Origin of the sequence: Psychrobacter fozii, from assembly GCF_003217155.1 — a bacterium.
Lineage (GTDB): Bacteria > Pseudomonadota > Gammaproteobacteria > Pseudomonadales > Moraxellaceae > Psychrobacter > Psychrobacter fozii.
In genome coordinates this window covers 291,613-317,675 of record NZ_QJSU01000002.1, presented here as the reverse complement: position 1 = coordinate 317,675, position 26,063 = coordinate 291,613, and the positions used below count along the sequence as shown (strand labels likewise).

25 protein-coding genes are annotated in these 26,063 nt (G+C 42.1%); 12 read left to right on the top strand and 13 right to left on the bottom strand.

Annotated elements, in window-relative coordinates; genetic code table 11:
* Positions 1–192: 192 nt before the first annotated feature.
* The 6 genes from DFP82_RS04090 (at position 193) to DFP82_RS04065 (ending at position 5,804) form a co-directional block, all read left to right on the top strand.
* Positions 193–1,137 (top strand): alpha/beta fold hydrolase, encoded by a 945-nt coding sequence (locus DFP82_RS04090; protein WP_110922465.1) that lies wholly within the window; start codon positions 193–195, stop codon positions 1,135–1,137.
* 153 nt (positions 1,138–1,290) lie between these two features.
* Positions 1,291–2,112 (top strand): 2,3,4,5-tetrahydropyridine-2,6-dicarboxylate N-succinyltransferase, encoded by an 822-nt coding sequence (dapD, locus tag DFP82_RS04085; protein WP_110922464.1) that lies wholly within the window; start codon positions 1,291–1,293, stop codon positions 2,110–2,112.
* Positions 2,113–2,352: 240 nt separating this feature from the next.
* Positions 2,353–3,099, top strand: coding sequence for a radical SAM protein (locus tag DFP82_RS04080; RefSeq protein WP_110922463.1), 747 nt, complete (start codon positions 2,353–2,355; stop codon positions 3,097–3,099).
* Positions 3,100–3,155: 56 nt separating this feature from the next.
* Positions 3,156–4,286, top strand: a complete 1,131-nt coding sequence (locus DFP82_RS04075) for a multidrug resistance efflux transporter family protein (protein WP_110922462.1) — start codon at positions 3,156–3,158, stop codon at positions 4,284–4,286.
* A 105-nt stretch (positions 4,287–4,391) separates the two neighbouring features.
* The gene (locus tag DFP82_RS04070; RefSeq protein ID WP_110922461.1) at positions 4,392–5,027 is read left to right on the top strand and encodes a trimeric intracellular cation channel family protein; all 636 of its coding nucleotides are present in this window, start codon (positions 4,392–4,394) and stop codon (positions 5,025–5,027) included.
* A 111-nt stretch (positions 5,028–5,138) separates the two neighbouring features.
* On the top strand, positions 5,139–5,804 hold the full coding sequence (locus tag DFP82_RS04065; RefSeq protein ID WP_110922460.1) for a trimeric intracellular cation channel family protein: 666 nt from the start codon (positions 5,139–5,141) through the stop codon (positions 5,802–5,804).
* A gap of 43 nt (positions 5,805–5,847) precedes the next feature.
* Here the strand turns inward: DFP82_RS04065 and recJ are convergent, their stop codons facing one another.
* Positions 5,848–7,659: a single-stranded-DNA-specific exonuclease RecJ gene (gene recJ, locus DFP82_RS04060; protein ID WP_110922459.1), complete on the bottom strand. Its 1,812-nt coding sequence runs from the start codon at positions 7,657–7,659 to the stop codon at positions 5,848–5,850.
* 341 nt (positions 7,660–8,000) lie between these two features.
* Here recJ and DFP82_RS04055 point away from each other — a divergent pair, with 341 nt between their 5' ends.
* Positions 8,001–8,516 carry a hypothetical protein gene (locus DFP82_RS04055; protein ID WP_110922458.1) on the top strand — a complete coding sequence of 172 codons (516 nt, stop codon included), beginning with the start codon at positions 8,001–8,003 and terminating at the stop codon, positions 8,514–8,516.
* A 101-nt stretch (positions 8,517–8,617) separates the two neighbouring features.
* On the opposite strand, the gene DFP82_RS04050 is transcribed toward DFP82_RS04055, so the two are convergent.
* Positions 8,618–8,932 (bottom strand): hypothetical protein, encoded by a 315-nt coding sequence (locus DFP82_RS04050; RefSeq protein WP_146221322.1) that lies wholly within the window; start codon positions 8,930–8,932, stop codon positions 8,618–8,620.
* Positions 8,933–9,100: 168 nt separating this feature from the next.
* On the opposite strand from DFP82_RS04050, the gene DFP82_RS04045 reads away from it, so the two are divergent.
* From DFP82_RS04045 to DFP82_RS04035, 3 genes are all read left to right on the top strand, one after another.
* A complete protein-coding gene (locus DFP82_RS04045) occupies positions 9,101–9,322 on the top strand; it encodes a hypothetical protein (RefSeq protein WP_110922456.1) in 222 nt (73 codons plus the stop codon).
* A 230-nt stretch (positions 9,323–9,552) separates the two neighbouring features.
* Complete coding sequence (locus tag DFP82_RS04040; RefSeq protein WP_110922455.1) at positions 9,553–9,951, top strand: hypothetical protein; 399 nt, start codon at positions 9,553–9,555, stop codon at positions 9,949–9,951.
* An 89-nt stretch (positions 9,952–10,040) separates the two neighbouring features.
* Positions 10,041–10,535, top strand: coding sequence for a hypothetical protein (locus tag DFP82_RS04035; RefSeq protein ID WP_110922454.1), 495 nt, complete (start codon positions 10,041–10,043; stop codon positions 10,533–10,535).
* A gap of 121 nt (positions 10,536–10,656) precedes the next feature.
* Here the strand turns inward: DFP82_RS04035 and DFP82_RS04030 are convergent, their stop codons facing one another.
* The 3 genes from DFP82_RS04030 to uvrB form a co-directional block, all read right to left on the bottom strand.
* Positions 10,657–11,040: a hypothetical protein gene (locus DFP82_RS04030; RefSeq protein ID WP_342767459.1), complete on the bottom strand. Its 384-nt coding sequence runs from the start codon at positions 11,038–11,040 to the stop codon at positions 10,657–10,659.
* Between the two features lie 174 nt (positions 11,041–11,214).
* Positions 11,215–12,267 carry a pyridoxal phosphate-dependent aminotransferase gene (locus tag DFP82_RS04025; RefSeq protein WP_245905636.1) on the bottom strand — a complete coding sequence of 351 codons (1,053 nt, stop codon included), beginning with the start codon at positions 12,265–12,267 and terminating at the stop codon, positions 11,215–11,217.
* Between the two features lie 285 nt (positions 12,268–12,552).
* Positions 12,553–14,664 carry an excinuclease ABC subunit UvrB gene (gene uvrB / locus DFP82_RS04020; protein ID WP_110922452.1) on the bottom strand — a complete coding sequence of 704 codons (2,112 nt, stop codon included), beginning with the start codon at positions 14,662–14,664 and terminating at the stop codon, positions 12,553–12,555.
* 402 nt (positions 14,665–15,066) lie between these two features.
* On the opposite strand from uvrB, the gene dps reads away from it, so the two are divergent.
* Positions 15,067–15,549 (top strand): DNA starvation/stationary phase protection protein Dps, encoded by a 483-nt coding sequence (dps, locus tag DFP82_RS04015; protein ID WP_110922451.1) that lies wholly within the window; start codon positions 15,067–15,069, stop codon positions 15,547–15,549.
* A 167-nt stretch (positions 15,550–15,716) separates the two neighbouring features.
* Here the strand turns inward: dps and DFP82_RS04010 are convergent, their stop codons facing one another.
* From DFP82_RS04010 to DFP82_RS03975, 8 genes are all read right to left on the bottom strand, one after another.
* Positions 15,717–16,295: a DUF2059 domain-containing protein gene (locus tag DFP82_RS04010; protein WP_110922450.1), complete on the bottom strand. Its 579-nt coding sequence runs from the start codon at positions 16,293–16,295 to the stop codon at positions 15,717–15,719.
* Between the two features lie 130 nt (positions 16,296–16,425).
* Positions 16,426–17,544 (bottom strand): cation diffusion facilitator family transporter, encoded by a 1,119-nt coding sequence (locus DFP82_RS04005; protein WP_245905635.1) that lies wholly within the window; start codon positions 17,542–17,544, stop codon positions 16,426–16,428.
* Between the two features lie 146 nt (positions 17,545–17,690).
* Positions 17,691–18,236 carry an acyl-CoA thioesterase gene (locus DFP82_RS04000; RefSeq protein ID WP_110922449.1) on the bottom strand — a complete coding sequence of 182 codons (546 nt, stop codon included), beginning with the start codon at positions 18,234–18,236 and terminating at the stop codon, positions 17,691–17,693.
* 77 nt (positions 18,237–18,313) lie between these two features.
* A complete protein-coding gene (locus DFP82_RS03995; protein WP_110922448.1) occupies positions 18,314–18,724 on the bottom strand; it encodes a DUF2177 family protein in 411 nt (136 codons plus the stop codon).
* Positions 18,725–18,931: 207 nt separating this feature from the next.
* Positions 18,932–20,386 (bottom strand): SAM-dependent methyltransferase, encoded by a 1,455-nt coding sequence (locus tag DFP82_RS03990; protein ID WP_110922447.1) that lies wholly within the window; start codon positions 20,384–20,386, stop codon positions 18,932–18,934.
* Between the two features lie 88 nt (positions 20,387–20,474).
* On the bottom strand, positions 20,475–21,428 hold the full coding sequence (locus DFP82_RS03985) for a DUF1365 domain-containing protein (protein ID WP_110922446.1): 954 nt from the start codon (positions 21,426–21,428) through the stop codon (positions 20,475–20,477).
* Positions 21,429–21,468: 40 nt separating this feature from the next.
* Entirely contained in the window at positions 21,469–23,208 is a 1,740-nt protein-coding gene (locus tag DFP82_RS03980) for an NAD(P)/FAD-dependent oxidoreductase (protein ID WP_110922445.1), read from the bottom strand.
* 243 nt (positions 23,209–23,451) lie between these two features.
* On the bottom strand, positions 23,452–24,189 hold the full coding sequence (locus DFP82_RS03975; RefSeq protein WP_110922444.1) for an SDR family NAD(P)-dependent oxidoreductase: 738 nt from the start codon (positions 24,187–24,189) through the stop codon (positions 23,452–23,454).
* Between the two features lie 664 nt (positions 24,190–24,853).
* On the opposite strand from DFP82_RS03975, the gene DFP82_RS03970 reads away from it, so the two are divergent.
* Entirely contained in the window at positions 24,854–26,056 is a 1,203-nt protein-coding gene (locus DFP82_RS03970; protein WP_110922443.1) for a pyridoxal phosphate-dependent aminotransferase, read from the top strand.
* The last annotated feature ends 7 nt before the right edge of the window (positions 26,057–26,063 follow it).

Sequence of the window (26,063 nt, the reverse complement as noted above, 5' to 3'; positions counted from 1 at the left end):
CAGGTAAAATGTATCCACGTTCAATAAAACAAACCCGTTAAAGCCCTATAATTATTTGATTTTTTGGCATATCATTTATAGTAACTATACCTTTATAGTCGCTATTGGCATGCTTCAGATACGCTGTCTCTTTATTTATCAGATTTTATTCATCAAAATTACAAATAATGAAAACCCGTCAAGGAATACTACATGAGTACCAGTAACGACCATATTCTCTCCTCCGACAATACTCACTATTTGCACCATGAGTTTTTTGAACCTAGTAATAAAGATGTCGATATCAGTGCGACTTTATTGATTGTACATGGCATGGCGGAACACAGTGGCCGCTATAGCGACTTTGCACAGTTTTTGGCAGATCATGGCATCGCGGTGGCAACTTATGATCATTTGGGTCATGGGAAAACGGTGAAAACAGAAGCAGATTTAGGGTTTTTTGGAGATGAGCATCCAGTGCAATCATTGTTGAAAGACGTGATTATCATGGCCGATATCTTAAAAAATCGCCATCCTGACGTGCCGCATTTTGTCTTGGGTCATTCAATGGGTTCGTTCATTATTCGCAACGTCCTCAAGCATCATGCAGGTACCTTTGCTGGTGCTATTTTAATGGGCACAGCCGACGCTAACCCATTGACTAAAATACTACTGCCCGTCAATAAAATACTGGCAAAAGTCGCCTCAAGAAAACAAAACCCTGTGTTTGCGAAGGTGATGAATAAAGTCCTTAATAGTAAGCTTGAAGATCGCATCTCTTCATCAGAATTTGCATGGTTAACTGAAGACCCTGCAGCCATCGAAATATACGAAGCAGATCCATTGACGGGCTTTGACTTTACCAACAATGGCTTCATGACGTTGTTTTCTCTAATGGAAACAGGCTTGAATAAAAACTGGGCGACAACCATCGCTAAAAACTTCCCGATGCTATTTATCAGTGGTGAAGATGATCCTATTGGAGATATGGGTCACGGTATCCGCAAAATCGTCACTCGCTTAAATAAGAAAAATTTTAGTAACGTAGATATTCAGCTTTATCCAAATATGCGCCATGAGCCACTACACGAAAAAGATCATGAAATCGTCTATCAAGATATCTTAGAGTGGATTGAGAGTAATACGTCGGATAATTAAGCTCAATGCCGAGGTTCACAGTGAACTCGTTTGCTAAAAGTTGTTAAATTAGCGACAATACGGCAAGTAAAATCTTAGTCCGAAACTAAGCAAACATTTAACTATAAGTACGATGTATTTTTTAATTACCTTTAACTAACGTTAGGATTTTTTATGTCATTACAACAAACCATCGAACAAGCTTTTGAAAACCGTAACGAATACAGCCCAAGCACTATGCCACAAGACGTGCGCGATGCTGTCGAGCAAGTGCTTGAGCAATTAGATAATGGTAGCCTACGTGTTGCAGAAAAGAAAGACGGTGAGTGGATCGTCAACCAATGGGCGAAAAAGGCGGTATTACTGTCTTTCCGCTTAAACGACAACTATGTTCAGGCGGCTGGTGAGCATGTGCAGTTCTATGACAAAGTGCCAACTAAGTTTGCTGATTGGACTGAAGCGCAGTTTAAAGAAGCTGGCGTACGTGTGGTACCACCAGCCGTTGCTCGTAAAGGCTCTTTCATCGCAGCTGGTGCGGTATTAATGCCATCTTATGTCAATATCGGTGCTTACGTTGATCAAGGCGCTATGGTAGATACATGGGCGACCGTTGGTTCATGTGCGCAAATCGGTAAAAACGTGCATTTATCAGGCGGCGTTGGCATCGGCGGCGTATTAGAGCCATTACAAGCCAACCCAACCATCATCGAAGACAACTGCTTCATCGGTGCGCGCTCTGAAATCGTTGAAGGCGTGATCGTAGAAGAAGGTTCTGTGATCTCTATGGGTGTGTTCATCGGTCAATCTACGCGCATCTATGATCGTGAAACTGGCGAGATTCATCGTGGCCGTGTACCAGCAGGTTCTGTTGTCGTACCAGGCAGCTTACCGTCAGAAGATGGCACGCACAGCTTGTATGCTGCTATCATCGTGAAAAAAGTAGATGCGCAAACTCGTGCAAAAACATCAGTCAATGAGCTATTGCGCTTAGCCTAGTATTTTTAATACTTATAGTCTCGTACCCAAACAGTACGGACAGCGACAGATCCTCTTTATTAAAGACGCTGAAAAAACTTCAGCGTCTTTTTTGCAGCTTAATAGAGGGTGGTGCGTTATAATCCTTTTCTTTAGTTTGGCTTTATCCAAACGCAAAATCCCCATATCATAACCCGCCTTTTTATTACGATTGATAGATGCCTAATCGCCTTATCAATCTTTAACTGTATTTGACATATTATGAGTGAATCACTATTACGCACAGCCGCCATCCCTGTCACTGATCCTGAAGCGGGTCTACGCCTGACAGAGATTTTTTACTCCTTGCAAGGGGAAGCTATCACCTCAGGTTTGCCAACGATATTTGTGCGCCTCACTGGCTGTCCACTGCGCTGCGTGTATTGCGATACCGAATATGCATTTACAGGTGGCGAGCGTCAGTCATTAGAAACTATCATCGAGACCATCAAAGGCTATCCATGTAAGCGCATCTGTTTAACTGGTGGAGAGCCATTAGCGCAGCCGAATGCCATCGAGCTAATGAAGCGACTGCTGAGCGATGATTATGAAATCTCGCTTGAAACTGCGGGGGCGCTCACGGTAGAAAATGTACCGCCAGCCGTCAGCAAAGTGATGGATCTCAAAACACTAAGCTCAGGTGAAGTCGACAAAAACCTATGGTCAAATCTTGACTATTTGACTCAGCACGATCAAATCAAGTTTGTCATCATGAACCGCGCTGATTATGACTGGGCAAAAGAGAAACTATTTGAGCATAAGCTGAATGAATTGGTCGGTACGGTTTGGTTTTCTCCAATGTTCAATGTCGCAGATGACATCAGTGAAGATGCTAGTAAAAATTTTCCTAGCCCTGAAGTACCAGTACTGGCGCGTGAGCTTGCAGAATGGATGTTAGCAGATGCCCTACCCGTACGCTTTCAATTGCAACTGCACAAAATTATTTGGGCTGATGCCAAGGGCAAATAACAATCCTCTATATGGACATTTAGTATAAGTAACAAGCCAAGGATACAGGCGTAGGTATGATTAGACTCATTTTATTGGGCTTGTTGGCAGGTGCATTTTTTAGCACCACGTTTATTTTAAACGAGCTGATGAGTACAGCTGGTGGTCATTGGTTTTGGTCAGCCAGTCTACGCTATATCTTTATGTTGTTGATTCTCACTGCCATTATCGTCATGCAGCACGGCTTTGGACGTATTAGAGAGCTGGCGACCATTTTCCGTCAACACTGGGGCTTTTGGTGTGTGACGGGCAGTGTTGGTTTCGGACTATTCTATACTGGCATATGCTACGCGGCAGATCATGCTGCGGGCTGGGTAGTCGCAGCAACCTTTATGTTTACGGTAGTGGCAAGTCTGCTGGTATTGCTAGCATTTGGACAGCGTTTTGATAAAAAATTCATTGCGTATGCGTTGCTGGTTTTTATCGGTGTCGTATTAGTCAATGTGAGCGAAGGATTACACGCAGCTGAGGTAGCCGATGTAAATGTTATACCAATGGCAGACATGCTGCTTTATGGTGCTCTGCCTGCATTAATTGCCGCTTTTAGCTACCCCATTGGTAATCAGCTAGTTTGGCAAGTGTCTTATAATGCCAAAAATCAAAATACTAAACTGCCTCTTACCACTCAAAATACTCATCAGATATTAGACTCTGAGCGCCCATTTCTGTCTGCAATTGATACTCACTATGCAGCTGATACTACCAATATCACCCATACGACAGATACTGTCTCAGCCCACTCACCACCCTCTTTACTACCACGCTTAATTGCAAAAATCCCCGCTATTGAAACTTCACTCTTGAAAAACGCATTTAATAAAGTATGGTTAATGACTGTCGGGAGTTTGCCATTCTGGCTGGTTTTAGGCATGATAGTTCGCCCTGAATTACCAAGTACATCGCAGATTTTCACTACTCTGCTCGTGGCTTTATTGGCGGGGGTTGCGGCAACGACTATATTGTATGCGCGCGAGCAAGCCGTTACTTCAAGCGAAGTCGCTGGTGTAGATTCCACACAGGCCAGCGAGGTGATATTTGCATTGATTGGTGGTATGTTATTACTCAATAGCAGCCTGCCATCATCGATGGGATTGATAGGTATCGGGCTGATTATAATAGGGCTTATTCTATTTGCGAAGGACGGTTAAACTACCATCTAGAACCATACTAAATATATACTCATCATTGATATAAACACCTTCAAAACCAGCCCAAGCTATCTATTTTGACGGTCACTACTTGATAATATAATTATGTCTCATAGTTTAGTTTTTCCTGATATTTTGTTGTATTTATTAGATATGGTTGGCGTGATTGCTTGCGCGATAGCAGGTACTTTGCTTGCTCAGCATAAAGGTTTCGATATTTCTGGTTGTATCCTAGTCGCGATGGTCAATGCGATTGGCGGTGGTACGCTACGAGATATGGCGTTAGACCGTCATCCGCTGTTTTGGATGACTGACCTCAATTATGTGATTGTCATCACTGTGACATCCCTCATCTTACAAATATTCTTTCATCTATATCATAAGATTGATAAGGCATTGAAGCTTTTCGATGCCATTGGGCTGGCTGCCTTTAGCGTGATTGGTTTTAAAATCGCGTTGAACCAAGACATGTCGCCTATTATTGCTATTATGATGGGTGTATGGACGGCGATGATTGGCGGTATGCTCCGTGATATTATCTGTAATGAGATTCCGCTGGTATTACAGCGTGAGATTTATATCACGGCTAGCATTGCAGGCTCTGTGGCTTATTTGATTTTGCAACAATTCGGCGTGTCCTCTGGTATTAATGAGTTTATCATGCTGTTTATCATCTTTGCAGTACGTATGTTGGCGCTTAAGTTTGATTGGCACTTGCCTTCTATCCGCTTAGTCGCCTAGCTGCTTAGTTGCTTAGTCGCTTAGTTGCTTGGCCACTTAAAGTAAGAATGGCTGTAGATTTAGCACTCATCATATCGATTTATCATCATCAAAAACTAGTGAGACTTGCTCATGTTGGCCATCTCTGTGGATCCTAAAGCACTAATTACTACGTTTGATCCACGCTCACTGATATTTGTGTTTGATATGATTGGTATCATCGCTTGTAGTGTGTCGGGCACGATACTGGCCAAGCACAAGAACTTTGATGTCTTTGGCTGCTTATTAGTATCAATCGTGACTGCCATTGGCGGCGGTACGGTCCGTGATGTGATTTTGGATCGTCATCCATTATTTTGGATGGTAGACATGAGCTACTTGACCGTTATTACGATATCGTCACTCGTGATGCAGATATTCTTTCACCCCAACTCTAGACGCGTTGATAAGTTTCTCAAACTCTCAGATACTATTGGACTGGCAGCCTTTACCTTAATCGGTATCAAGGTTGCCGATAGCATGGGCACGAATGTACCCGTGGCATTGTTACTTGGGGTTATTACCATTATCGTCGGCGGTATCATCCGCGATATGATCTGCAATGAGATTCCACTGGTACTACAGCAAGAGATTTATATTACCGCAGCCTTGACCGGTGGTATTCTTTACTTTGTATTACGCAATTTAGGCGTGACAGATTGGATTACTGATATCGCCACCATGAGTACGATTTTTACCTTACGCATGATGGCGATACGCTACGATTGGCAATTTCCAACATTGGAATGGAAGTATTAAGAGTAGTAAGGCGCAACGCAACGCTTCCGATAGACTAATTTTTTTAGGCTTTTTCGACCAGTGCTAAGTCCTTTACCATCAGCTGTAGGCTTTGTTTGCCATTCCATTCGTTGATGTCTAGCTGAAATAATAAATGTACTTGTTGCGCACGGTAATCCCATACATCGCTATCGAAATTAAAGTAAATCGCTTCAATTGGATATTGCACATCCGGATAGCGCAACGACAGTTTCAGATGCTTGTCTTTTAAAACCTTAAAACTTAGCACTTCGAATATCCCATCAAATATCGGTGGTGCAAAGCCATGACCCCAAATACTGGCATCCGCTAAGTGCTCAGCAAACCATAAGCTAAAGTCACTCGCCTGCAATGCCCCATCTGTGAATTTCTGCTCAGCGAAAACGTCATCATTCATCTCTGCCATGACTTCATCAAAAGCTGTCACAAACCCATCAAAATTGCCACGCTTAATCGTCAAACCTGCTGCCATCGCATGACCACCAAAGTGAGTAATCAACTCAGGGTAACGCTCAGCCACTTGCTCAATCGCGTCACGAACATGCACGCCAGCGATAGAACGTGCGGAGCCTTTTATAGCGTCCTCGTTACCTGTGCGAGCCGTATCTGCTGGCGCGAAGACAATGCTAGGCAAATAATGGCTTTCTTTTAATCGTCCCGCAACGATACCAATCACGCCTTGATGCCAATCGTCTTGATATAAAACAATGCTTCTTTTAGCACCATTAACAGCCTCCTTTTCAGGCTTACTTTGGGTAATGACATCACTGGCTTTATCTATATCGTTATCCGTCTCCACTGCCAACGCTGCCACAATATTATCTGCTTGCGTCCGCATCTCACCCTCTACCTGACGACGGGTACGGTTCAACTGCTCAAGCTCTTGCGCCAATCGCTGTGCCGTACTCCAGTCTTCCGTTAATAAGCACTCAATACCGATGCGCATATTGTCCATGCGCCCAGCTGCATTGATACGTGGTCCCAAGACAAAGCCAAAGTCCTGTGCATGCAACTGCTTAGGGTCACGGCCTGCCTGCTCAAGTAACGCTAAGATACCTAGGCAACAGCGCCCCTGACGGATAGAGTTCAACCCATGATGTACTAAGATACGATTGTTTTTGTCTAGTACCCCAACATCAGCAATCGTCCCAAGCGCTACCAAATCCAAATATTGACTGACTTGTACGGTGGACTTGCCGGCCTCTCGGCGCAGCTTGGCTAAGCGTCCCAGCACATAGAATGCCACGCCCACCCCAACCAGTGCCTTACTGGTAAAGTCACAACCAAGCTGATTGGGATTAACCACAGCCTCGGCAGGCGGTGTCTGTTTAGTCGTCAGATGATGGTCAGTAATAATGACAGTGATGCCATCGGCCTGCGCACGAGCCACACCCTCATGACTTGATATACCATTATCCACCGTCACTATCATATCGGGTCGATAAGTCTCGATACCCAACTCGACAATCTCTGGTGTCAGTCCATAACCGTACTTAAACCTATCAGGCACTAAAAAATCAACGACTGCGCCCATTTTTGTGAGCGCGCGCATCATCAATGCGGTACTGGTTGCGCCATCACAGTCGAAGTCACCCACAATCAGGATACGTTGACCATCATCAATGGCAATATCTAACAAGCGCACTGCCTCAGTCACACCATGTAGCATCTCTGCAGGCAGTAGACCTGATAGTCCTGTCTCAAGCTCATCGGGCTCAGTGATACCTCGACCAGCATATAGCCGGGCAAGCGTTAATGATTGAGCAGCAAGTGGCTGCAGCGCGGTGGGCAACTCGTCGATGCGAGTGCTGGTATAACGGGGGGTTAAATTTAGCATGGGTGTATTCTACTGGCTTTAGCAAAAGGTCACAATGGTCATTTCTAGCGGAACGGTTTATCATTTTTTATGTATGGCATTACTATCAATCCTATCTGAGCAGCTATATATTACAGTTCATTCTTAGACTATATTTATACTTTACAAGACAGCCAGTTTACAAAAACGGTGCACAGTGACTGTATTTTTATGCATTTTGCTACAAAGCAATGATTGTATGACTCTTATAAATCCATAAAATAGATAGCAACTGAGATATTTGTTATTCATTAAAACTATAATTCGATATTTTAGAGTGCTTTGTTTTAATTATTTACTTCAATTACTTATAAGGAACCTTTATGAAAACCACACCAAACGCTGAAAAACTACCAAATACGATAGATCCTAGCTTAGACCTCGAACAAACAAAAAAAGAATGTCAAAAGCTGGTCAAAAAACGCGCTAAGTACTCTGCTGGTGTTGCCATCGTTCCTGTGCCTTTCTTTGATGTCGCTGTGGATGCTGGCATGCTTACCCAGCTATTACCTGATATCAGTGAACGCTTTGGTTTAATTGAAGATCGTCAGTCAGCTGTTGATTTAGAGTCACGAGCCGTTCATTGGGGCGCTTTAAAAGACCGTACCGTTGACTTTGCAGGACTAATGGCGACACGTGGTATCGTGAAAAAGACAGTACAAGGCTTCGGTGGTCGTATCGCTGCCAAACAAGTGACAAAATTTATTCCATTGGGTGGTCAAATGGTTGCAGCAACCATGGGTTATATGATTTTCAAAAAAATTGCTAATGACCATATCAATGAATGCTACAAATTAGCGAAAGAAATTCAGCAAAAGCAACATGGCAAAAATGTATAAAAGTACTTATTAAGTAGTATCAAAAACCAGCTTAGACCATTTGTCTTTGCTGGTTTTTTTATGTCAACTTAGCAGCGCATATATACATTTGATTTTGCTATTTAATGACAGCCTTTTTCATAATATATCTCCAACTCAAAATAATCTATATCGCTAACTATAATGATGTTATCAGCATATGGACGATACTTTCTAAGCATTATTTGTGCTGTTGGTTGCTTACCTAAGTAAATTACATTACCTTCAAGCCGAATATAGTTATCAAAACTAAATGCATCTCCCATGACTTTTGATCCAGAGCTTTTCCAATGACATTGCTGTATATGATGATCAGACATTACATATATGCTTCTTATAAAAAACAGGCTAGGTATCAAAGCAATTAAGACACATAAGATAAGTAACTTACGATTCATATGAGATTTTACCTCTAGTTAAAATCTATTTAGATCAGTATTTTTTACTATGTTGCAAGATCAAAAGAGCGACACCTTCGCCAAATACACAAATACTCCATGCAAATTTCATCTACTTTATCTATTCAAATCGTTAAAGTAAGATAAAGTTTATGTTGGAGGCATAGCATGCCGAATCTTGGAATAAATATTTATGAGTTCATACTATTGTCAGGCTGCATCATGCTCTTCATTGCCTGTATTTCTGCAGCATTCAATAACAGTTTTGATGACTTTTCATGGAAGCACATCACCACATGGTTATTTGTCGTCGGTAGTTTACTAATGATTACTGGATATATTGGTTACAAAGTCTACGCTTATTACCATCCTTATGCGTGGCTGGATTAACATAAAAAGTGGCTTGATTTTTCTTAAGTAAGCATTGATAGTGTTATTAACGTATTTTGCTGATAATATACGACTTGCTAAAGAGAAGACTAGTTCCGACTAGCAAACATTAAGTCGTGTTGAACATTCGCAGATAGATACTGTCAGTGATATTGCTGAATAGTCAACACGCCCTAATTCCTATCAAACATCAATCTTGAAAACTCATAAAAACTTCAAAGGAAAATTCTGTGAAAAAACTCCTAGCTTCGACCGCTATGCTTGCCACTCTTGCTCTAGCTGGCTGTACATCAACAGGTACTGGCACGACTACAGGCACGACTGCTAGCACAGCCATGACGACTGCAAGTAGTATTGGTATGAATATATTTACATCAGCCATTGATACGCAATGCCGCAGCGAAATCGAAAAACAAAATGCATGGCGCGTTGCTAGTGTTGCGATGACTGATGCTCAGCAAGAAACTGTTAAAACCAACGTCTGTGGCTGCGTCAGTGAGCAAGCCCCTCAACAAGTAACCATGATTGAATTGGGTAATGCAGCCATAGACTCAAGCTATCGCACTGAATTGGTCGCTAACGTGGTCGCTAAATCACTACAAAGCTGCTATACCAGTTTGGTTAAATAAGTTATTTATTAATGGCTTATTGATAAGAAAAGGGCTAGGTTATCATAGATAACCTAGCCCTTTTTTATATACTAATGTTGCGAACCACTATGAAACACATATTATTAGCATTAGCTATGACATTGTTTGGAACTGTCAATGGTCATACACACAGTCAAGATAATACAAAAGAAAAACTACGAACAGATACCAATGCAGAATTTAAGAAAAATATATCAAAATGCAGTATAGAGGTAGATGTTGTCACTGACTTTGGTAAGAAAAAAGAGTTTTGGCGAATCTGTAATTTAGATAACAACAATCGAATTATCAAAATAGAGTCTTATAGCGAAGATACTTATTATCAAGAAGCCTATTTTGAAAGAAACGGTAGTTTAGTTTATGCCGCAGAAACAGAAAGATATATGCCAAAAAACCACTTTACTCAGCAAGTCTGGCATTGCGAGTTTTATATAAATAATGAAACACTGATGACCATGATGTCGCTTGGACATGGCAAAACTGAGATGGATGACTGGAATCCAAACGTTATTTTTGAAATGTATAAAGGTCGACTCGGTGAAATGGAAAAGATAAAAGAATAATCATCCAAAATATCTATATTAAGCCAACACGACCGCTAATCAATCTTGACTCTCACCAGCTATAGAACACATTATTTCTTGAACAAGAGTCATGATCAGTATATAGCATAATCAGTTAAACCTAATACTTATCAGCCTCTGTAATAACGGCATCATTGCCTCCTAATGCAGGCGTAAGAGGCAAGACTTTGCTGCGACGAAAATACTTAGAATGACTGTCTATAATATCATTTACGTTACCTACGACATCGTCAATGACATCATCATAAATTCCATGATGTAGCTCAGTTGCAAAAGAAGTAAAAGGATGCTTTCGAGCCGCTGCTCTGACGTCGGTGATTCCCGCTTTAGTATAGAAAATATTGACACTACCATCGCTGTTTAGCACGCAGGTCAACTCCCCTTCTTCAACCGTCATCTCTATCAGCTCAGGCTTAAATATATAGTCATCCACATCCAGTAACTGTTTTTCTATGCCCTTTTTAAATAATGCTTTAACGTCCATTATAATTATGTCCTTTTTATTCGATATTTTTTGATCTTGATGAGTCAAAAACAGCTATATACTGTGCTTGCTTATCCTATTAGATGGAAGGATGTTTGTTAAGGGGTAATGTGTAAAACTGCGTTTAAGGTTGGTAAAAATGAGGTGCAAACTACCTGCTTAATCCAATGAAAATTACACCCAGCCTTTTTCACGAAATGACTTAAGCACCTCGATAAATACCGCCATTTCATCAGGTCGACCAAGCGTCAAGCGATTGAACCCGCTAATAGGCGCAAACTCACGACCGACCGCTATACCATGCTCACGCATTCTATCGATATAGGTTTGCACATCACCTTTTATCTCATGGAATATAAAGCTGGCCTGCGATGGTAAATAACGCAGGCCAAGCTCATCTAACGTCTGCTCGACCATCTGGCGGGACTGGTTGGCATTACGTAAACTCAATGCCAAAAATTCGTCATCACCTAAGGTCGCCATCGCGGCAACAGCACCTGATAAATTGGTATTATCAATTGATATAAATGCCTCTAGCTTAGCAGTCATTTGTGGGCTAGCAACTGCATAGCCGACACGCATGCCTGCGAGCGCGCACAGTTTTGAAAAAGTACGAGCCACAACAATATTTTCTGAGTATTCCTCTCGTATCCAGGTAACACCACTCTCAAAATTTGAATCGGTCACATACTCTGAGTATGCTTCATCTAATAAAAAATAATGATTATCTGGTGCCGCCCCTACCCATTCTTTAAGCGTATTCGTATCAGTAATCGTCGCAGTTGGATTATTAGGATTGCAGAGATAAAACAAGCTAATTCCGTCAAAGTCATCAGCCACTTTTTGCATATTTTGCAAATCGAGAGAATAGCTTTCAGGCGTTAACGGTACTTTTAATACAGGTACATCAATAGAGGTCGCATATAATTCAGCATAAGCAAAGGTTGGATGCGGTACGACCACTTGGAATTTTTTGCCTTCTCTCAAAGCTGTGTTTTGCAGCATCTGTACAACCGTACGGATGTTTTCGCTTGAGCCGCAGCCTAGAGATATTTGGCTTTCTGTCACACCGTTTATATCAGAAATTCGACTAATTAGAGCAGCTCGTTGATCGTCTGGATAACGAAAGCCGATGTCTAAAGAATCTATGACTGCTTGCTTGGCAGATTCAGCCATGCCTAGTGAGTTTTCGTTAGAGTTTAATTCTATTAAATTATTGGTAAGCACAATATAAATACGCCTAGTTAGTACCCATACCAAATATTGAATGCGCAGTGTCAGTGTTAGACTTGCCAAGTTTATTAAACAATGTACTTGCGACTATCTGTCACTACTTCCGTTATTTGGAATGATATGATTTATGAATGGAGAGACTCACTTGCATAAGTGCTGATATGGTAAGTGGCATCGATTATTATTACAAGGATTCTGATATCAAATGACGCACAAAAAAATGAGCTACAGAATATGTAACTCATCTTTTCTAACATCGAATAAAAGCCAAATCATACCTTAGATTAAATGTGCTTTTAACTCTAATACCTTGTCACGCGTTTTTGCCGCATCTTCAAACTTCAAATCACGAGACATCTGTTTCATGAGCTTCTCAAGACGGCTGATTTCTTTGGCAAGCAAATCAGGGCTACGTAAGATGCTAATATCGACATCAGGCAGATTGCTCTTGATTGGAATAACTTGATTGTCATTGGCATTCTGATCGTCACCGGTATCGATTTTATCCGTAATACTACGACGAGCACCTTTCGGCGTGATATTGTGCTCAAGGTTAAACGCCACTTGTTTTTCACGGCGACGGTCAGTCTCGTCTATCGCCTTTTGCATACTGTTGGTAATGCGGTCCGCATATAGAATGGCTTTACCATTGATATGACGTGCGGCTCGTCCAATAGTCTGAATTAAGGCACGCTCAGAACGCAAGAAACCTTCTTTATCTGCATCAAATATCGCTACTAATGAGACTTCAGGCATATCTAAACCCTCACGCAGCAGATTGATACCGACCAGTACATCATGCACACCTGTACGCAGCTCATGAATAATCTGCATACGCTCGACGGTATCGATATCAGAATGCAAATACGCGACTTTGACATCATATTCTTTGAGATAACTGGTCAAATCTTCTGACATGCGCTTGGTCAATGTGGTAATCAATACACGCTCATCTTTTTCGCGGCGTTTGGTAATCTCTGATAGCACATCATCGACTTGCGTCAATACGGGACGTATTTCAATCTCTGGATCAATCAAACCCGTTGGGCGCACCACCTGCTCAACGACTTGCTCGCTGTGCTCTAACTCATATAAGGCTGGCGTGGCACTCACATAAATGGTTTTGGGTTTGATACGCTCCCACTCTTCAAACTTCATCGGGCGGTTGTTCATTGCGCTTGGTAGACGAAAACCATAATTGACCAAGTTTTCTTTACGTGATCTATCGCCTTTATACATCGCCCCAATTTGCGAGACGGTCACGTGTGACTCATCAAGGAACAGCAGTGCGTCTTCTGGAATATAATCAAACAACGTTGGCGGCGCTTCCCCTGATGGACGACCAGACAGATGCTGCGAGTAGTTTTCAATACCGTTACAGTAGCCGAGCTGCTGTATCATCTCAAGATCATACTGAGTACGCTCTTTGAGGCGTTGCGCTTCAATGAGCTTATTATTCTCGCGGAAATATTCCAATCGTGGCTCTAGCTCCGCACGTATAGTATGGCTAGCAGCTTCTAGCTTATTACGCGGCGTCACGTAATGTGATTTTGGATAAATGGTAATACGTGGCACGCTACGCACGGTCTTGCCCGTTAATGGATCGAACCAAGTGATTTTCTCCACTTCATTGTCAAATAAATGCACACGTACGGCCAACTGCTCAGACTCAGCCGGATAGATATCTAGCAGCTCACCACGCAAGCGATACGTACCACGGCCAAAATCCAACTCGTTGCGCATATACTGCATTTCTACTAGACGCTTAATCGTCGCCGTACGATCTATGTTATCGCCCACGACCACATGCAGTAGCATTTTTAGATAGCTTTCAGGATCACCCAAACCATAGATACAAGATACTGACGCCACGATAATCGCATCACGACGCTCTAGTAAGGCACGCGTGGCTGAGAGACGCATCTGATCGATATGATCGTTGATGGCGCTGTCTTTTTCGATAAAGGTGTCACTTGCTGCAACGTAAGCTTCAGGCTGATAGTAGTCATAATAACTGACGAAGTACTCAACCGCATTATTAGGGAAGAACGATTTGAACTCACCATATAGCTGAGCCGCAAGCGTTTTATTATGCGCCATGATAATGGTTGGACGCTGCGTTTCAGCGATGACCTTCGCCATGGTATATGTCTTGCCAGAACCTGTCACACCCAATAGCAACTGCTCATTCATACCCGAATTGATACCGTTGACCAACTTTTTGATCGCTTGTGGCTGATCGCCTGCCGGCTCAAAGTCGGTAACCATCTCAAAAGCACGACTTGATATTTGCGTCCCTGACGCATTGACACCACTAATTTCAGCCTCGCCTTGGAGCTGAGTGGCCAATTGATTTAACTGACGCGATGAACGCGGTTCAGGCATACGCATAATGGCTTTCTTCCTAATTCTTATAATGAGGTAAGGTTTATAACAATATGGGGTCTGAGTGTCGGTTTTTAAAGGACAATCATAGGTTGGACATGATGCTAATGGATACCAGTTCCAGCTTATATATGGGTGCATAAGAACGATATTGTATACGCCTGTTTTGGCGAAAAGTCTAAGACAGTTATAAAAAACTCACATGATTTTGGCTATATTTACAAAGCTTTTCATGGTTAACAAACTCCTTACACGACCACTCAACAAAGCCTAACGCTTGAGGGTTCCAATAACGATTTAAGCTGCTATTATTTATAACGAATCAACAAGCAGTACCGATACAATCTATCAAATAACAATAAGCTAAATATTTAATTCAATAAAACAAAATACATAATGGAGTAAGATATGAGAGAACGTTACGCAAGTGGAATATCAGACGAAACAGCCAAAAACATGGTAGAGCTGTTAAATGCAAATTTAGCCAACGTCATCGATTTAACGTTAGATGGCAAGCAGTGTCATTGGAATCTACAAGGTACTGGCTTTATCGGTGTGCATCAGTTATTAGATGATACGTCGGACCGTATCCTTGAAGTGTCAGATACTATTGCCGAACGTATTGTAATTTTGGGCGGTCAACCAAACGGTTTGGCCAGTCGTGTGGTAAAAGAGTCTATCTTAGACGACTACCCAACAGATATCACTGAAGTCGATCAACATGTTCGTGAATTGACTAGCCGCTATAAGAAAGTAGCCGAAACATTGCGTAAAGCAATCGCTACTGCTGGCGATGCAGGTGACGAAGATACTGCTGATTTGTTTACAGAAGCCAGTCGTATCATTGACAAAGATGCATGGTTCATCGGTGCAAACGCTCCTAGTAAGTAACTTTAATAAGTAATCCTAGCAAGTAATAGTCAGATACCTTACCGAGCATTTGAAACGTAAGTTTAAAGCATAAAAAGGTCGCCAGATGTGGCGACCTTTTTTATGCTTGTAGACTTTCATATCAACGATTTTTGGAATGAATGATTCTAGGCTAATAAGGTCATACATTACTCTTCAAGTTTAAGGGCTTTAATATCTGCAGCCATTCTTGGCATAATATCTTGCACCTTTTCCATCGTAGAATCCATAACGATAGGCATCACTTTTGTCATATAATCTTTCATCATAGCAGGCTGTTTATCAATAATACTTTGACCTGCTTTACTACTATAAAATGCTATCTGTGCATCAACCTCTGCTTGGTCAAAGTGCTGTTTCGCTGTCTCCATATAAACCTTGATAACTTGTTGATTCACGCTGTCCCTGTCGCTATTGTCTGTCATCTCTTTACTATATTTACTGACAATACCTTCTAAACGTTGGCGCTGATCTGTACTCAAATTATCAATCGGCAGCGAAGATAACATGGACTGCGTCACTTGATCTGTGATGCCACTGTCACTAGACATGTCATTCATCATCTCAACGACCTTAGTGACCTTGATGAGTTTTAATAGAGAGGCATCCGTCGGTACTGCCGCTTGTACAGATAGCGTTGGCACCGCCATCAAACTGACCGCACTTATGCTTAAAGATACAGCAAATACGGTGTTCTTCAGTATAGCGCTCTTAAATAAAGTTCTCATATAATTATCACCCTATGGTTTGTTAGCTACTTTTTAGTGGACTATAGTCGATTAAATTAAAAGATAGTATAAGGCAGCCGAGTATAAATGTATATTGAATACTTCAAGCGAGGTTAACGCAGTAACAGTTTTATAATGGAGTAACTATATCTGGTAAAGTCAAAACATCTGCGTCTGGTACGGATAGTGTCAAGATAACTTCTTGAAACAGTGGGTCTTTGCGAAATTGGTTTTCGATAGCTTCAAACTTATGAGCGATTTCTCTCTCTTTTTGATTACCGGCGATGTCGACTGCCGCCACCATAAATATTTTTTTGGGTCCTACCCACTCTAGATGTAAGTACGAGACACTATCGATATCTGCATGATTCAGTAACTCACTTAACGCATAGCCATGTATTTGCTCTGATACTTTGTAGCCAACCAAAAAGTCACGGTTACGGCTAATCAAAAATATGGCTACAGCGCCCAACAATATGCCAACGATAATAGAGCCTAATGCATCCCAAAATGGCTGTCCAGTATAAGCATGCATGCCCATCGAAGCAGCAGCAACCGCCAAGCCAATGACAGCGGCCAAGTCTTCGAAGAACACACCACGTAACGTTGGGTTAGATGTATTGATCACATAACCGATGGCACTGACATTAATTGCTTCACCATGTTTTTTACTTTGTAAATAAGCCTGCCCTAATGAAAATCCTTCGAGCACAAACGCGACCGCTAATATAATAAAACCGATGGTATAGTTGGTCTCACTCTCCGCCGCATTCCATTCGGTGATACCCGTATAAATGGAGACGATAGAGCCTGCCATAAACACACCAAAGGCGGCAATCATAGACCAGACATAAGATTCCTTGCCGTAACCCAATGGATGACTGCTATCCGCAGGTTTGACTGCCTTTTTTTCTGCGACAATGAGCAAGGTACCGTTGCCTGCATCTGCCCAAGAATGCGCGGACTCCGCTATCATAGAAGCAGAACCTGTCATAACTGCTGCAACGGTTTTTGCAATAGCAATAACGAGGTTAGCCCCGACGGCAATCAATACCGTCGTCAATGAGCCAGAGTGTGGCTCACTTTCATCGGTAGCAACATTAGCAACATTAGCAACATTAGCAACATTAGCAACATTAGCAACATGATTAGGATCTACACTATCCATACCAGCACCACGCGCAATTCGCGTGGTTGGTTGAGCGATAGGCGTGGCTTGCAATTTGGTTTCTGGCGGCTTCAGACTCATAGTAGCCTCGATACAGACGTGTTAAACATAGATATTTAGATACTCAACGAGATAGTCGACTCAAAGTGACCATCTCAAGATAACTGGGATACATACTTAGGAACTTAGGAAGAGTAAATTAACTCACTACCTATACTCCCATTATTTTAACGTTCATGCTCACCATCCAACTCTCCGACCATCTCTTTTAACTCACAGCTTGGACGATGCGAGCTTTGCATACGCAAGTTTTTACGATCTAACGCAGCATCAGCACGGCACTGTTGCAGGTTGTTTTTAATCTCAAGTGGTGGCACTGCGGTTGGCTTACCTTTATCATCGATAGCGACCATCGTGAAGTAGCAGCTGTTGGTATGACGGACAGTACGACCACGCACATCTTCCGCTTCAACACGAATGCCAATCTCCATCGACGTATTTCCCACATAGTTGACACTGGCAGCAAAGGTCACCAGTTCACCCACATAGATAGGCTCTCGAAACATCACTTGGTCGACAGACAGTGTCACGACATAGTTACCGCTATACCGGCTGGCACAGGCATAGGCAACCTGATCAAGCATCTTTAACAAATCACCACCATGCACATTGCCAATGAAATTCGCCATATCGGGCGTCATGAGTATCGACATGTATAGCTCACTGTTTAAGGGAGCTTTTTGAGCGGATGTGCTAGTGTTAGATTGCGGCATGATAATCCTTATTTTTAGAAATTTTTATTTGTATATATTTGCATGCCAGTATGACAGATTTGATGACCCAATAATATTTAGCTGAGCCAATGAAAGCGATAAGCCAACCATGCAACAGTAGCGCTCACTGAACCAGTCAAAATACCACCCCAAACAAAATCTACCAACGCCGTATCTAAGGTAAAGCCTTTATACAGTGCCAAGTTAGTAAAATCATACGTTCCATATGCCATCAGTCCAATCAAACCACCAAGCAAGAAAATATGACCAATTGAAGCGCCTGCTTTGATTTGTGGATACAGAATCAAAATACAAAGTGCCAATATATAAAACATATAAAACACGCCCGCAGCCATCATGTTTGGCTCATCAGCCAATAAATGACCGATACGTGACTCATAAAAGGCGCCTTTCATGGTCGTCAGCCATACAGCATCGACACCCAAAAAGATAACCACAGCGGCGAGATAAATGAAAACGTAACCCATGATACTACCTCTTATAAAATGAATAAAAACGTAGAAAATTATAATGTCGATGAGGCGTTAGCGGTGACATGCTATTCAGGTTTCCTTGATAAACGTGCCACTCAAACAACATAAAATATAAAATATCTCAGCACATAGGTCTCAAACGGTTAATGCGTTATAAGACCTTACGAGCGCTAAAACGAAACCATATCCACATCAAAACATTTACACAGTCGCGGTGTCTGCCATGTTTTCATCATTAAAGACTGTCTCATCGTTCAAAACTGTTTTATGATTTAAGACGGCAGCTGGCAAATCAGAGAAGTGCATTATATCGATGTTGTTTGGCTTCACTGCTGTCAACTGCACCACACCGATAGTCCGCTCTAAAAACCCACCTTCACAGTAGCAAAAGTAAAAGTTCCACAGGCGGATAAACGCTTCATCATAACCAAGCGCAACTATCTCTTCACGCTGCGACATAAATGCTAAGCGCCAATCTCTGAGCGTATGCGCATAATCAAAGCCATAGTCATGAAGCTGCTTGATAACCATGTCAGTCTGCTCAGTAAATTGTGTATTGAGCTCTTGGTTAGATAGTAGACAGCCGCCTGGGAATATGTGCGTCTGAATAAAATCGACCGAATTGACGTAGTCTTGATAATTTTGGTCGTTAAAGGTAATTGCCTGCAGTACCATCAATCCTGTTGGCTTGAGCAAACTATTACATTTAGCAAAGAACGTCGGTAAATATTCATGACCAACTGCTTCAATCATCTCGATACTGACTAATTTGTCGTACTGCCCTGTCAGCTCACGATAGTCTTGCTTGAGTAATGTCACTTTATCAGACAGCCCAGCTGCTTCGACTCGGCGCTGCGCCTCGCCATACTGCGCATCAGAGATGGTTGTCGTGGTGACTTTGCAGCCATAGTGTTTGGCAGCATAAATAGCAAAACCACCCCAACCAGTACCAATTTCAATCACATGGTCATCAGCAGTCAATTGTAGACGCTGACAAATGAGTGCCAGTTTATGCTGTTGGGCATCGCTAAGAGACACATCGGGCGTACGATATACCGCTGACGAGTACATCATTGTGTCATCTAAAAAACGCTGATACATGTCATTGCCCAAATCATAATGGGCTAGAATATTTGACTTGGAGCCAGACTTATCATTGCTACGCAGTTGATGCTTGGCTTTTTCAAAGGCTTTACTGACACCTGCAAAACGATTCTCTAGTTTATTCAATACGGCCAAGTTACGAGCTGCCAACCGAATCAAACCCGTCAAATCATCCGTATCCCACTCGCCGTTGATATAGCTATCTGCTAGCGCAATAGAGCCGCCAAGTAGCAGTTGTCGATAGACAGCAGGATCATGGATGGTCAAGGTGACATGTAAAGAGTGACGACCCACTGCCGAGCTGCTGGCTACCGTATTAGACTCACTGCCGAAACAGCTAGTCTTAGGTGCTTGATTACCGAAAGATTCGATGAGAGTAAGGCTACCAAACTGTATATGCTGCAACGCGCGAAATATCAACTTCCTTGCCACTTTATTGACCCCGCCACTGACGGGTTTCAAGACAGCGCTCTCATTGACCACTTTACTCATCTGTGCAGTTAATTTCTCTAATGTTGAAACAGGTGCTCGATCGGTCAGTCTGGCTGGCATCGTGTATTTATCCTTGTCTAAATGCTTTATTGGTTGGTCTAACATTCATGAGATTTTTGGATTGTTAATGGCTGTCTTTTGAGCTGTTTTATTTTTGCTGTTGGCTGTCTGCTAGCTTTTCATCATAATTAATATAAGGGACTTTTTTGACGGCATAAAGTTTAAAAGCATGCCAATAGATACGAGTCAAAGAAGTCAGATTCATCACTGGATTTTGTCGTAAGCTTTTTCGGATAGAGGCGTCAATCATTGGTACGCCTGACATTTTTATGCCTGTTTTTAGCACTTCACCACGCTCATCACTGATATTAATAGCGATACGAACCTGCAAACAGTTATCCGGCTGTTTTTTTACCTTAACCTGCCAGCGATAAAGCTGATCGATGGGATTAAAAGGTGAGACATGAAAATTTTTATCATGACAGAACTCCGTCTCCTCACCATCGAGTAAAAACCCATAACAATGACGCTTATCCCATGGCGTATTGGTTACTTCAGCTAGCAGATGCGTTGGCGTCTGCTGCGCATCAAATCCTAAATAAAAATTGACTGGGCTGAAGTACAAGCCTGCATTACGACAGACTAGCAAACCGATCATATCGCCAGTCGGTGCGCTACCTGAATACTCAACGAAAGCATCACGCAGACGATGGCTGAGTGCTTGAGTAGGATTTAAATCAACATTGCTATTGGTACCTTCGTTGTTGTCGTTATCTTCATTGCCGCTTAAACCCTCTAATTTCTGCAAATAATCATCTGGGCAAAACTGCTGCAAGGCTTTTTTATTTGCTGAAAATAATGGTAATCCTTTTGCTAAAAGCCTTTGTAATGGCAGTTTCTTTATAAGGCTATTTTTTGCAAAAATATTTTTACTGACTTCAGGAAGCTCCTGCCCTGCAGCTAGTGCGCTGATATTGACTCCCCAATAGCGATACGGGTAGACAAATTTATTCACACTTGGCAGTAATCGGCTGTGCCATGTTGTCCCATGGAACAACTGATGTGGTAAGGCGTTGTTAGACGAGTAGTCTTCGTTAGACATAGCACTCTCTTTAGTGGTGTTTTCTATTTTAATTCTAAAATTACTTCGAGTTACGATAACCAAATAAGCCACGTTTTTTCTTCTGACCACCGTCTATGACAGTAGACTGTAAACGCTCAGCATACTCAACCAGCTCCTGATTGGTGGTCGCTGTGATGACTTCACGCTTATTAAGTTTACGTAACTTGGTATCTGCCTTTACTGGCATGTCTTTATAACGGAATGGCGTATGAGCACTATCAGCATCAGGCAAGTGAGTCGGATCAACGTCGTCTTTTATCTCAATACCATGGCCCAATGCCTGACAGACACGTAGACCACTGCGCACGCCATCTTCATGAAAGCCATTGAACCAATAGGCACCGCAAAAATGCGTATGCAAGCCGTTACCAGAGACACTAGACCATTTGGTTTGAGCATCAATCATCGCAAGGTCAAATACTGGGTGGCTATAGTCAATGCTTTTGATGATTTGCTTGTCATCGATATTTTTATCAACGGTTTCTGGATTAAGCGTCACTAGATAATTATGCTGCTTGGTGAGTCGCTGAAGGATATTCATATGATAGGTCAGTACGGGCTTAGCAGGGGTTTGTGCGTTTCCAGCCGCTTGCTCATTATTCTCATTATTCTTAACACTGCCCGAAACCGTTTCATCTATTAAGTAGTTCCAACTTGCCCATGCCAGTGTCCTCTTAGGTAAAACACTGGTATCAGTATGAAGTACGGCGGTATTTTTGGTAAAACGGAAATGTCCCAGCACTTCAGACTCTTCTGTACTGGCATCTTTTAAAACCTTCAGCGCAGTATCTGCATGACAAGCAAAGATAACTTCGTCAAATACAAGGTTTTCGAGCGTGTTATCAGCGTTACCTTTATCCTGAACCGTCAATAATACTTGCTCACCATCACGAACCACAGACTGTACTGGGCTATTGACTCGTATCTTGCCACCTGCTTTGATAAAGCGTGGCACTAACTTATTGACGTACTGTTTTGAGCCGCCTTTAATCGTGAACCACTGCGGACGATTGACCACATCGAGCAAGCCGTGGTTGTCAAAGAACTGTGCAAAAAACACCAATGGGAAGTCTTGTACTTCATCCAGACTGGTTGACCAAATAGCTGAAACCATTGGCAGCAGATAGTTGTCTGTGAACAGTTTGCCGTAGTTTTTCTGTGTAAGGTAGTTACCAAGTGTTTGCTCGGTGAAGACGCTGACATCTTGCCCTCGAGCACGTGCCACTTCGTAGTCTTGACGTAGCTGCTTGATGTGCTTATTGAACTGTAAGATATCCTTGATAAATCGCCAAAATTTTGGATTGAGCACGTTTTTGCGCTGTGACAATAAAGTGTTAAGCGTATGACCGTTGTATTCAAAATGACGTGCGGTATTTTTTACCGAAAAGCTCATGTCTGTAGATTGGAACGGTACTTTTAAGTCGTATAACAACCGAAAGAAGTTAGGATAGGTACGCTCGTTAAAAACAATGAATCCCGTGTCTATCGCACTGGTTTCCACATTGCCCGTTTTTGCTTTTTTGCCATCTTGGAGTGTCACATCAATCGTATTCACATGCCCGCCGATGTAATCATTGGCTTCGAACACTGTTACATCATGTTGTGCCACAAGGTAATGAGCACAAGTCAATCCTGACACACCCGAGCCAATAATAGCGATACGCTTTTTAGTTTGGACGCTAGACCTATTTTTCAAAACGTTGCTGGTTTCGTTAGAGACTGTTTCTGTGTTCTTACGTTTACGGCGGATAAACGACATACATGCGTTCCTTTGTAGGTTTTTAACGACTTGTTTTTAGCGATTTATTTTGAACGACTCTTTAGGCCGTGTCTTCATTTCAAAAATGGTGATAAAAATGAGATAAATTGCCGTCAAACAAGAAAAATAGCGCAGATAATATCGGGATATTAACCAGCTATTTGACGATGTTTGGCAAGATTTAGCCATTTTTAGCCCATTTAGATGACTATCGGGTGCATTGAAGACACGCCCTAGTATCAGTTATTTTTTATTAAGCTTTCCACTGACTTGCTGCCAGACCAGATCTGGCAATGTACCCAACGCCTTCAATGGCAAGGTTAGCTTCTTCGGGAATTCAATCACATCGTGCCCGCTCGCTATACCGTCACGGATGGCTTGGCTTGCCTGCGCTGGTGTCTGAATAAAGGGCATAGGGAAGTCATTTTGTTTGGTCATTGGTGTTTCGACAAAACCAGGCACGACTAAGCTGACCGATACATCATGCGGTGCAAGACTAATCTGTAGAGTCTTCATTAGATAATGAATGGCCGCCTTTGAGCTGCCATAAGCCTCAGCACGGGCAAAAGGTACATAAGCGGACGCTGAACCAATACCAACCAAGCAGCCTTTCGAAGCAATTAACTTAGGCAAAACGCCTTCAATAGCGTGCGACAATGTCCCCATATTCACTGACATAACTTTCATAAATGACGCACTATCAAAATTAGGCATATCTAAATATTCACACATGCCAGCACCGCAAATCGCCAAGTCAACCACATCTATTTTATCAAAAGCTTCTATTACTTGTTCTCGATCCATGAGGTCTAAATCAATGGTCTCAGCACCCAATGATTTTAGCTCAGCCAATGCGGCATCATCACGGCCAACAGCATAGACATGGTGGTCGTCTAACAAATAATCTTTGGCTAATTGATTGCCAATACCTGACGTTGCGCCAGTAATGAGAATATGTTGTTTCTTGGGAGAATTTGTCATTGTCAGTATCCTTTGTTATTTTTTATAATGTATAAGTCGATGCTTAGCCAGATGTTACATACTCAGTTGTTATTGTTTTTTGCTATATAACATTAATCGCATTTCATTAAGCTAATGCCTATTTTATTTAAGAAATCTAAATAATTATAGTGTGTCGATACAGGTTTATTGTTGTGACTTCGCAATTAAAATGAGCATAGAAGTACAAATACACTCGGTTTATCTAGCCAATGATAACGCTATGAATAATGACATTAATTCCTATTATTAAGACGTCTCTCTCATTCTATAAAATATTGGTGAAAATTCGATAAAGGGTAATTAATCGAGATAAACAGCGCAGACAACACAGTTCGAATAACACAAAGATATGAAACAGCTATTTGGCAAAATTTAGCCATTGTTAGCTCATTTGAATAATTATTAATTAGATGTGGTTTGAGTTGAATATACGTCTTGGCGTCTTGGGACAGCAAAATACCTAGATGCTACAATATTACAATCAAAGCACATTTATTATTCAGTATTATTTATAGTCTCAACGGCTTAAAAAACCATCTCATATTCGACACGCCTACAATATCGTGTACTGGTTGCATGTAGCACGTTATACAATCAATATCAGCTGTTCACCCACTCTACTCTAATACAAAAAGGATACCTCATGAGCGAGATACAACTGTCTAACCGCGTCAACAACATCCAACCGTCACCGACTATGGCCATTACCAATAAAGCCAAAGAGATGAAAGCTGCGGGCAAAGATATTATCGGCTTAGGCGCTGGCGAACCTGACTTTGATACACCAGAGCACATCAAAAAAGCAGCGATTGATGCCATTAATAATGGCTTTACCAAGTACACTGCTGTTGATGGCACGCCAGAGCTAAAAAAAGCCATTATTGAAAAATTTAAGCGGGACAATGACATCAGCTATGAGCCAAACGAAATCTTAGTATCGGCCGGTGGTAAGCAATCATTCTTTAACCTTGCCCAAGCCTTTATCAATCCAGGTGACGAAGTTATCATTCCTGCGCCTTACTGGGTCAGCTATCCTGACATGGTCATCATCGCAGAAGGCGTACCTGTCATTGTCAAATGTCCTGCTGAGCAAGACTTCAAAATAACTGCCGACCAACTAGAAGCAGCTATCACTGATAAAACCAAAATATTGGTATTGAATAGCCCATCTAACCCAACGGGTATGATTTATACGTTAGATGAGCTAAAAGCCATTGCTGAAGTCTTGAAAAAACATCCACAAGTCTATGTAGCCTCAGATGATATGTATGAGCATATCCGCTGGACGGGCGACAAGTTCTACAATATTTTGAATGCTGCACCTGAGTTGAAAGACCGTGCGATCATCTTGAACGGCGTCTCAAAAGCGTATGCAATGACAGGTTGGCGTATTGGTTATGCTGGCGGCCCTGCCAAACTAATCGGTGCCATGAAAAAGGTACAATCACAATCTACCTCATGCCCAGCTTCTATCAGCCAAGTCGCTGCCGAAGCGGCTATCAGTGGCGACCAAAGCGTATTAGAACCCATGGTAGCGGCATTTGAACAGCGCTGTGATTTGGTCGTAAATGGTCTAAATGCCATTAAAGGTATTACTTGCCTGCGTCCTGATGGCGCATTCTATGTATATCCAAATATCGTACCGCTCATCAAAGCTGCTGGCCTGTCATCATGCACAGAGTTCTCAGCATGGTTGTTAGATAAAGTTGGCGTGGCAGTCGTTCCTGGTGATGCATTCGGCCTTGGCGGTTACATGCGCATCTCGTACGCCACTGATGAAGCCACACTAAAAGATGCCTTGTCACGTATCGAGCAAGCAGTTGCGGACTTAGACGTTGCTGAATAAATTTCAA

Coding starts and splice junctions, on each gene's coding strand:
- DFP82_RS04030 (WP_342767459.1), bottom strand. CDS start 11,040: ATGGACGTTAAAGCATTATTTAAAAAGGGCATAGAAAAACAGTTACTG.
- DFP82_RS03990 (WP_110922447.1), bottom strand. CDS start 20,386: ATGCCAGCCAGACTGACCGATCGAGCACCTGTTTCAACATTAGAGAAA.
- DFP82_RS04070 (WP_110922461.1), top strand. CDS start 4,392: ATGTCTCATAGTTTAGTTTTTCCTGATATTTTGTTGTATTTATTAGAT.
- DFP82_RS03985 (WP_110922446.1), bottom strand. CDS start 21,428: ATGTCTAACGAAGACTACTCGTCTAACAACGCCTTACCACATCAGTTG.
- DFP82_RS04080 (WP_110922463.1), top strand. CDS start 2,353: ATGAGTGAATCACTATTACGCACAGCCGCCATCCCTGTCACTGATCCT.
- DFP82_RS03980 (WP_110922445.1), bottom strand. CDS start 23,208: ATGTCGTTTATCCGCCGTAAACGTAAGAACACAGAAACAGTCTCTAAC.
- DFP82_RS03975 (WP_110922444.1), bottom strand. CDS start 24,189: ATGACAAATTCTCCCAAGAAACAACATATTCTCATTACTGGCGCAACG.
- dps (WP_110922451.1), top strand. CDS start 15,067: ATGAGAGAACGTTACGCAAGTGGAATATCAGACGAAACAGCCAAAAAC.
- uvrB (WP_110922452.1), bottom strand. CDS start 14,664: ATGCGTATGCCTGAACCGCGTTCATCGCGTCAGTTAAATCAATTGGCC.
- DFP82_RS04065 (WP_110922460.1), top strand. CDS start 5,139: ATGTTGGCCATCTCTGTGGATCCTAAAGCACTAATTACTACGTTTGAT.
- DFP82_RS04075 (WP_110922462.1), top strand. CDS start 3,156: ATGATTAGACTCATTTTATTGGGCTTGTTGGCAGGTGCATTTTTTAGC.
- DFP82_RS03995 (WP_110922448.1), bottom strand. CDS start 18,724: ATGGGTTACGTTTTCATTTATCTCGCCGCTGTGGTTATCTTTTTGGGT.
- DFP82_RS04045 (WP_110922456.1), top strand. CDS start 9,101: ATGCCGAATCTTGGAATAAATATTTATGAGTTCATACTATTGTCAGGC.
- DFP82_RS04050 (WP_146221322.1), bottom strand. CDS start 8,932: ATGAATCGTAAGTTACTTATCTTATGTGTCTTAATTGCTTTGATACCT.
- DFP82_RS03970 (WP_110922443.1), top strand. CDS start 24,854: ATGAGCGAGATACAACTGTCTAACCGCGTCAACAACATCCAACCGTCA.
- recJ (WP_110922459.1), bottom strand. CDS start 7,659: ATGCTAAATTTAACCCCCCGTTATACCAGCACTCGCATCGACGAGTTG.
- DFP82_RS04055 (WP_110922458.1), top strand. CDS start 8,001: ATGAAAACCACACCAAACGCTGAAAAACTACCAAATACGATAGATCCT.
- DFP82_RS04090 (WP_110922465.1), top strand. CDS start 193: ATGAGTACCAGTAACGACCATATTCTCTCCTCCGACAATACTCACTAT.
- dapD (WP_110922464.1), top strand. CDS start 1,291: ATGTCATTACAACAAACCATCGAACAAGCTTTTGAAAACCGTAACGAA.
- DFP82_RS04010 (WP_110922450.1), bottom strand. CDS start 16,295: ATGAGAACTTTATTTAAGAGCGCTATACTGAAGAACACCGTATTTGCT.
- DFP82_RS04035 (WP_110922454.1), top strand. CDS start 10,041: ATGAAACACATATTATTAGCATTAGCTATGACATTGTTTGGAACTGTC.
- DFP82_RS04005 (WP_245905635.1), bottom strand. CDS start 17,544: ATGAGTCTGAAGCCGCCAGAAACCAAATTGCAAGCCACGCCTATCGCT.
- DFP82_RS04000 (WP_110922449.1), bottom strand. CDS start 18,236: ATGCCGCAATCTAACACTAGCACATCCGCTCAAAAAGCTCCCTTAAAC.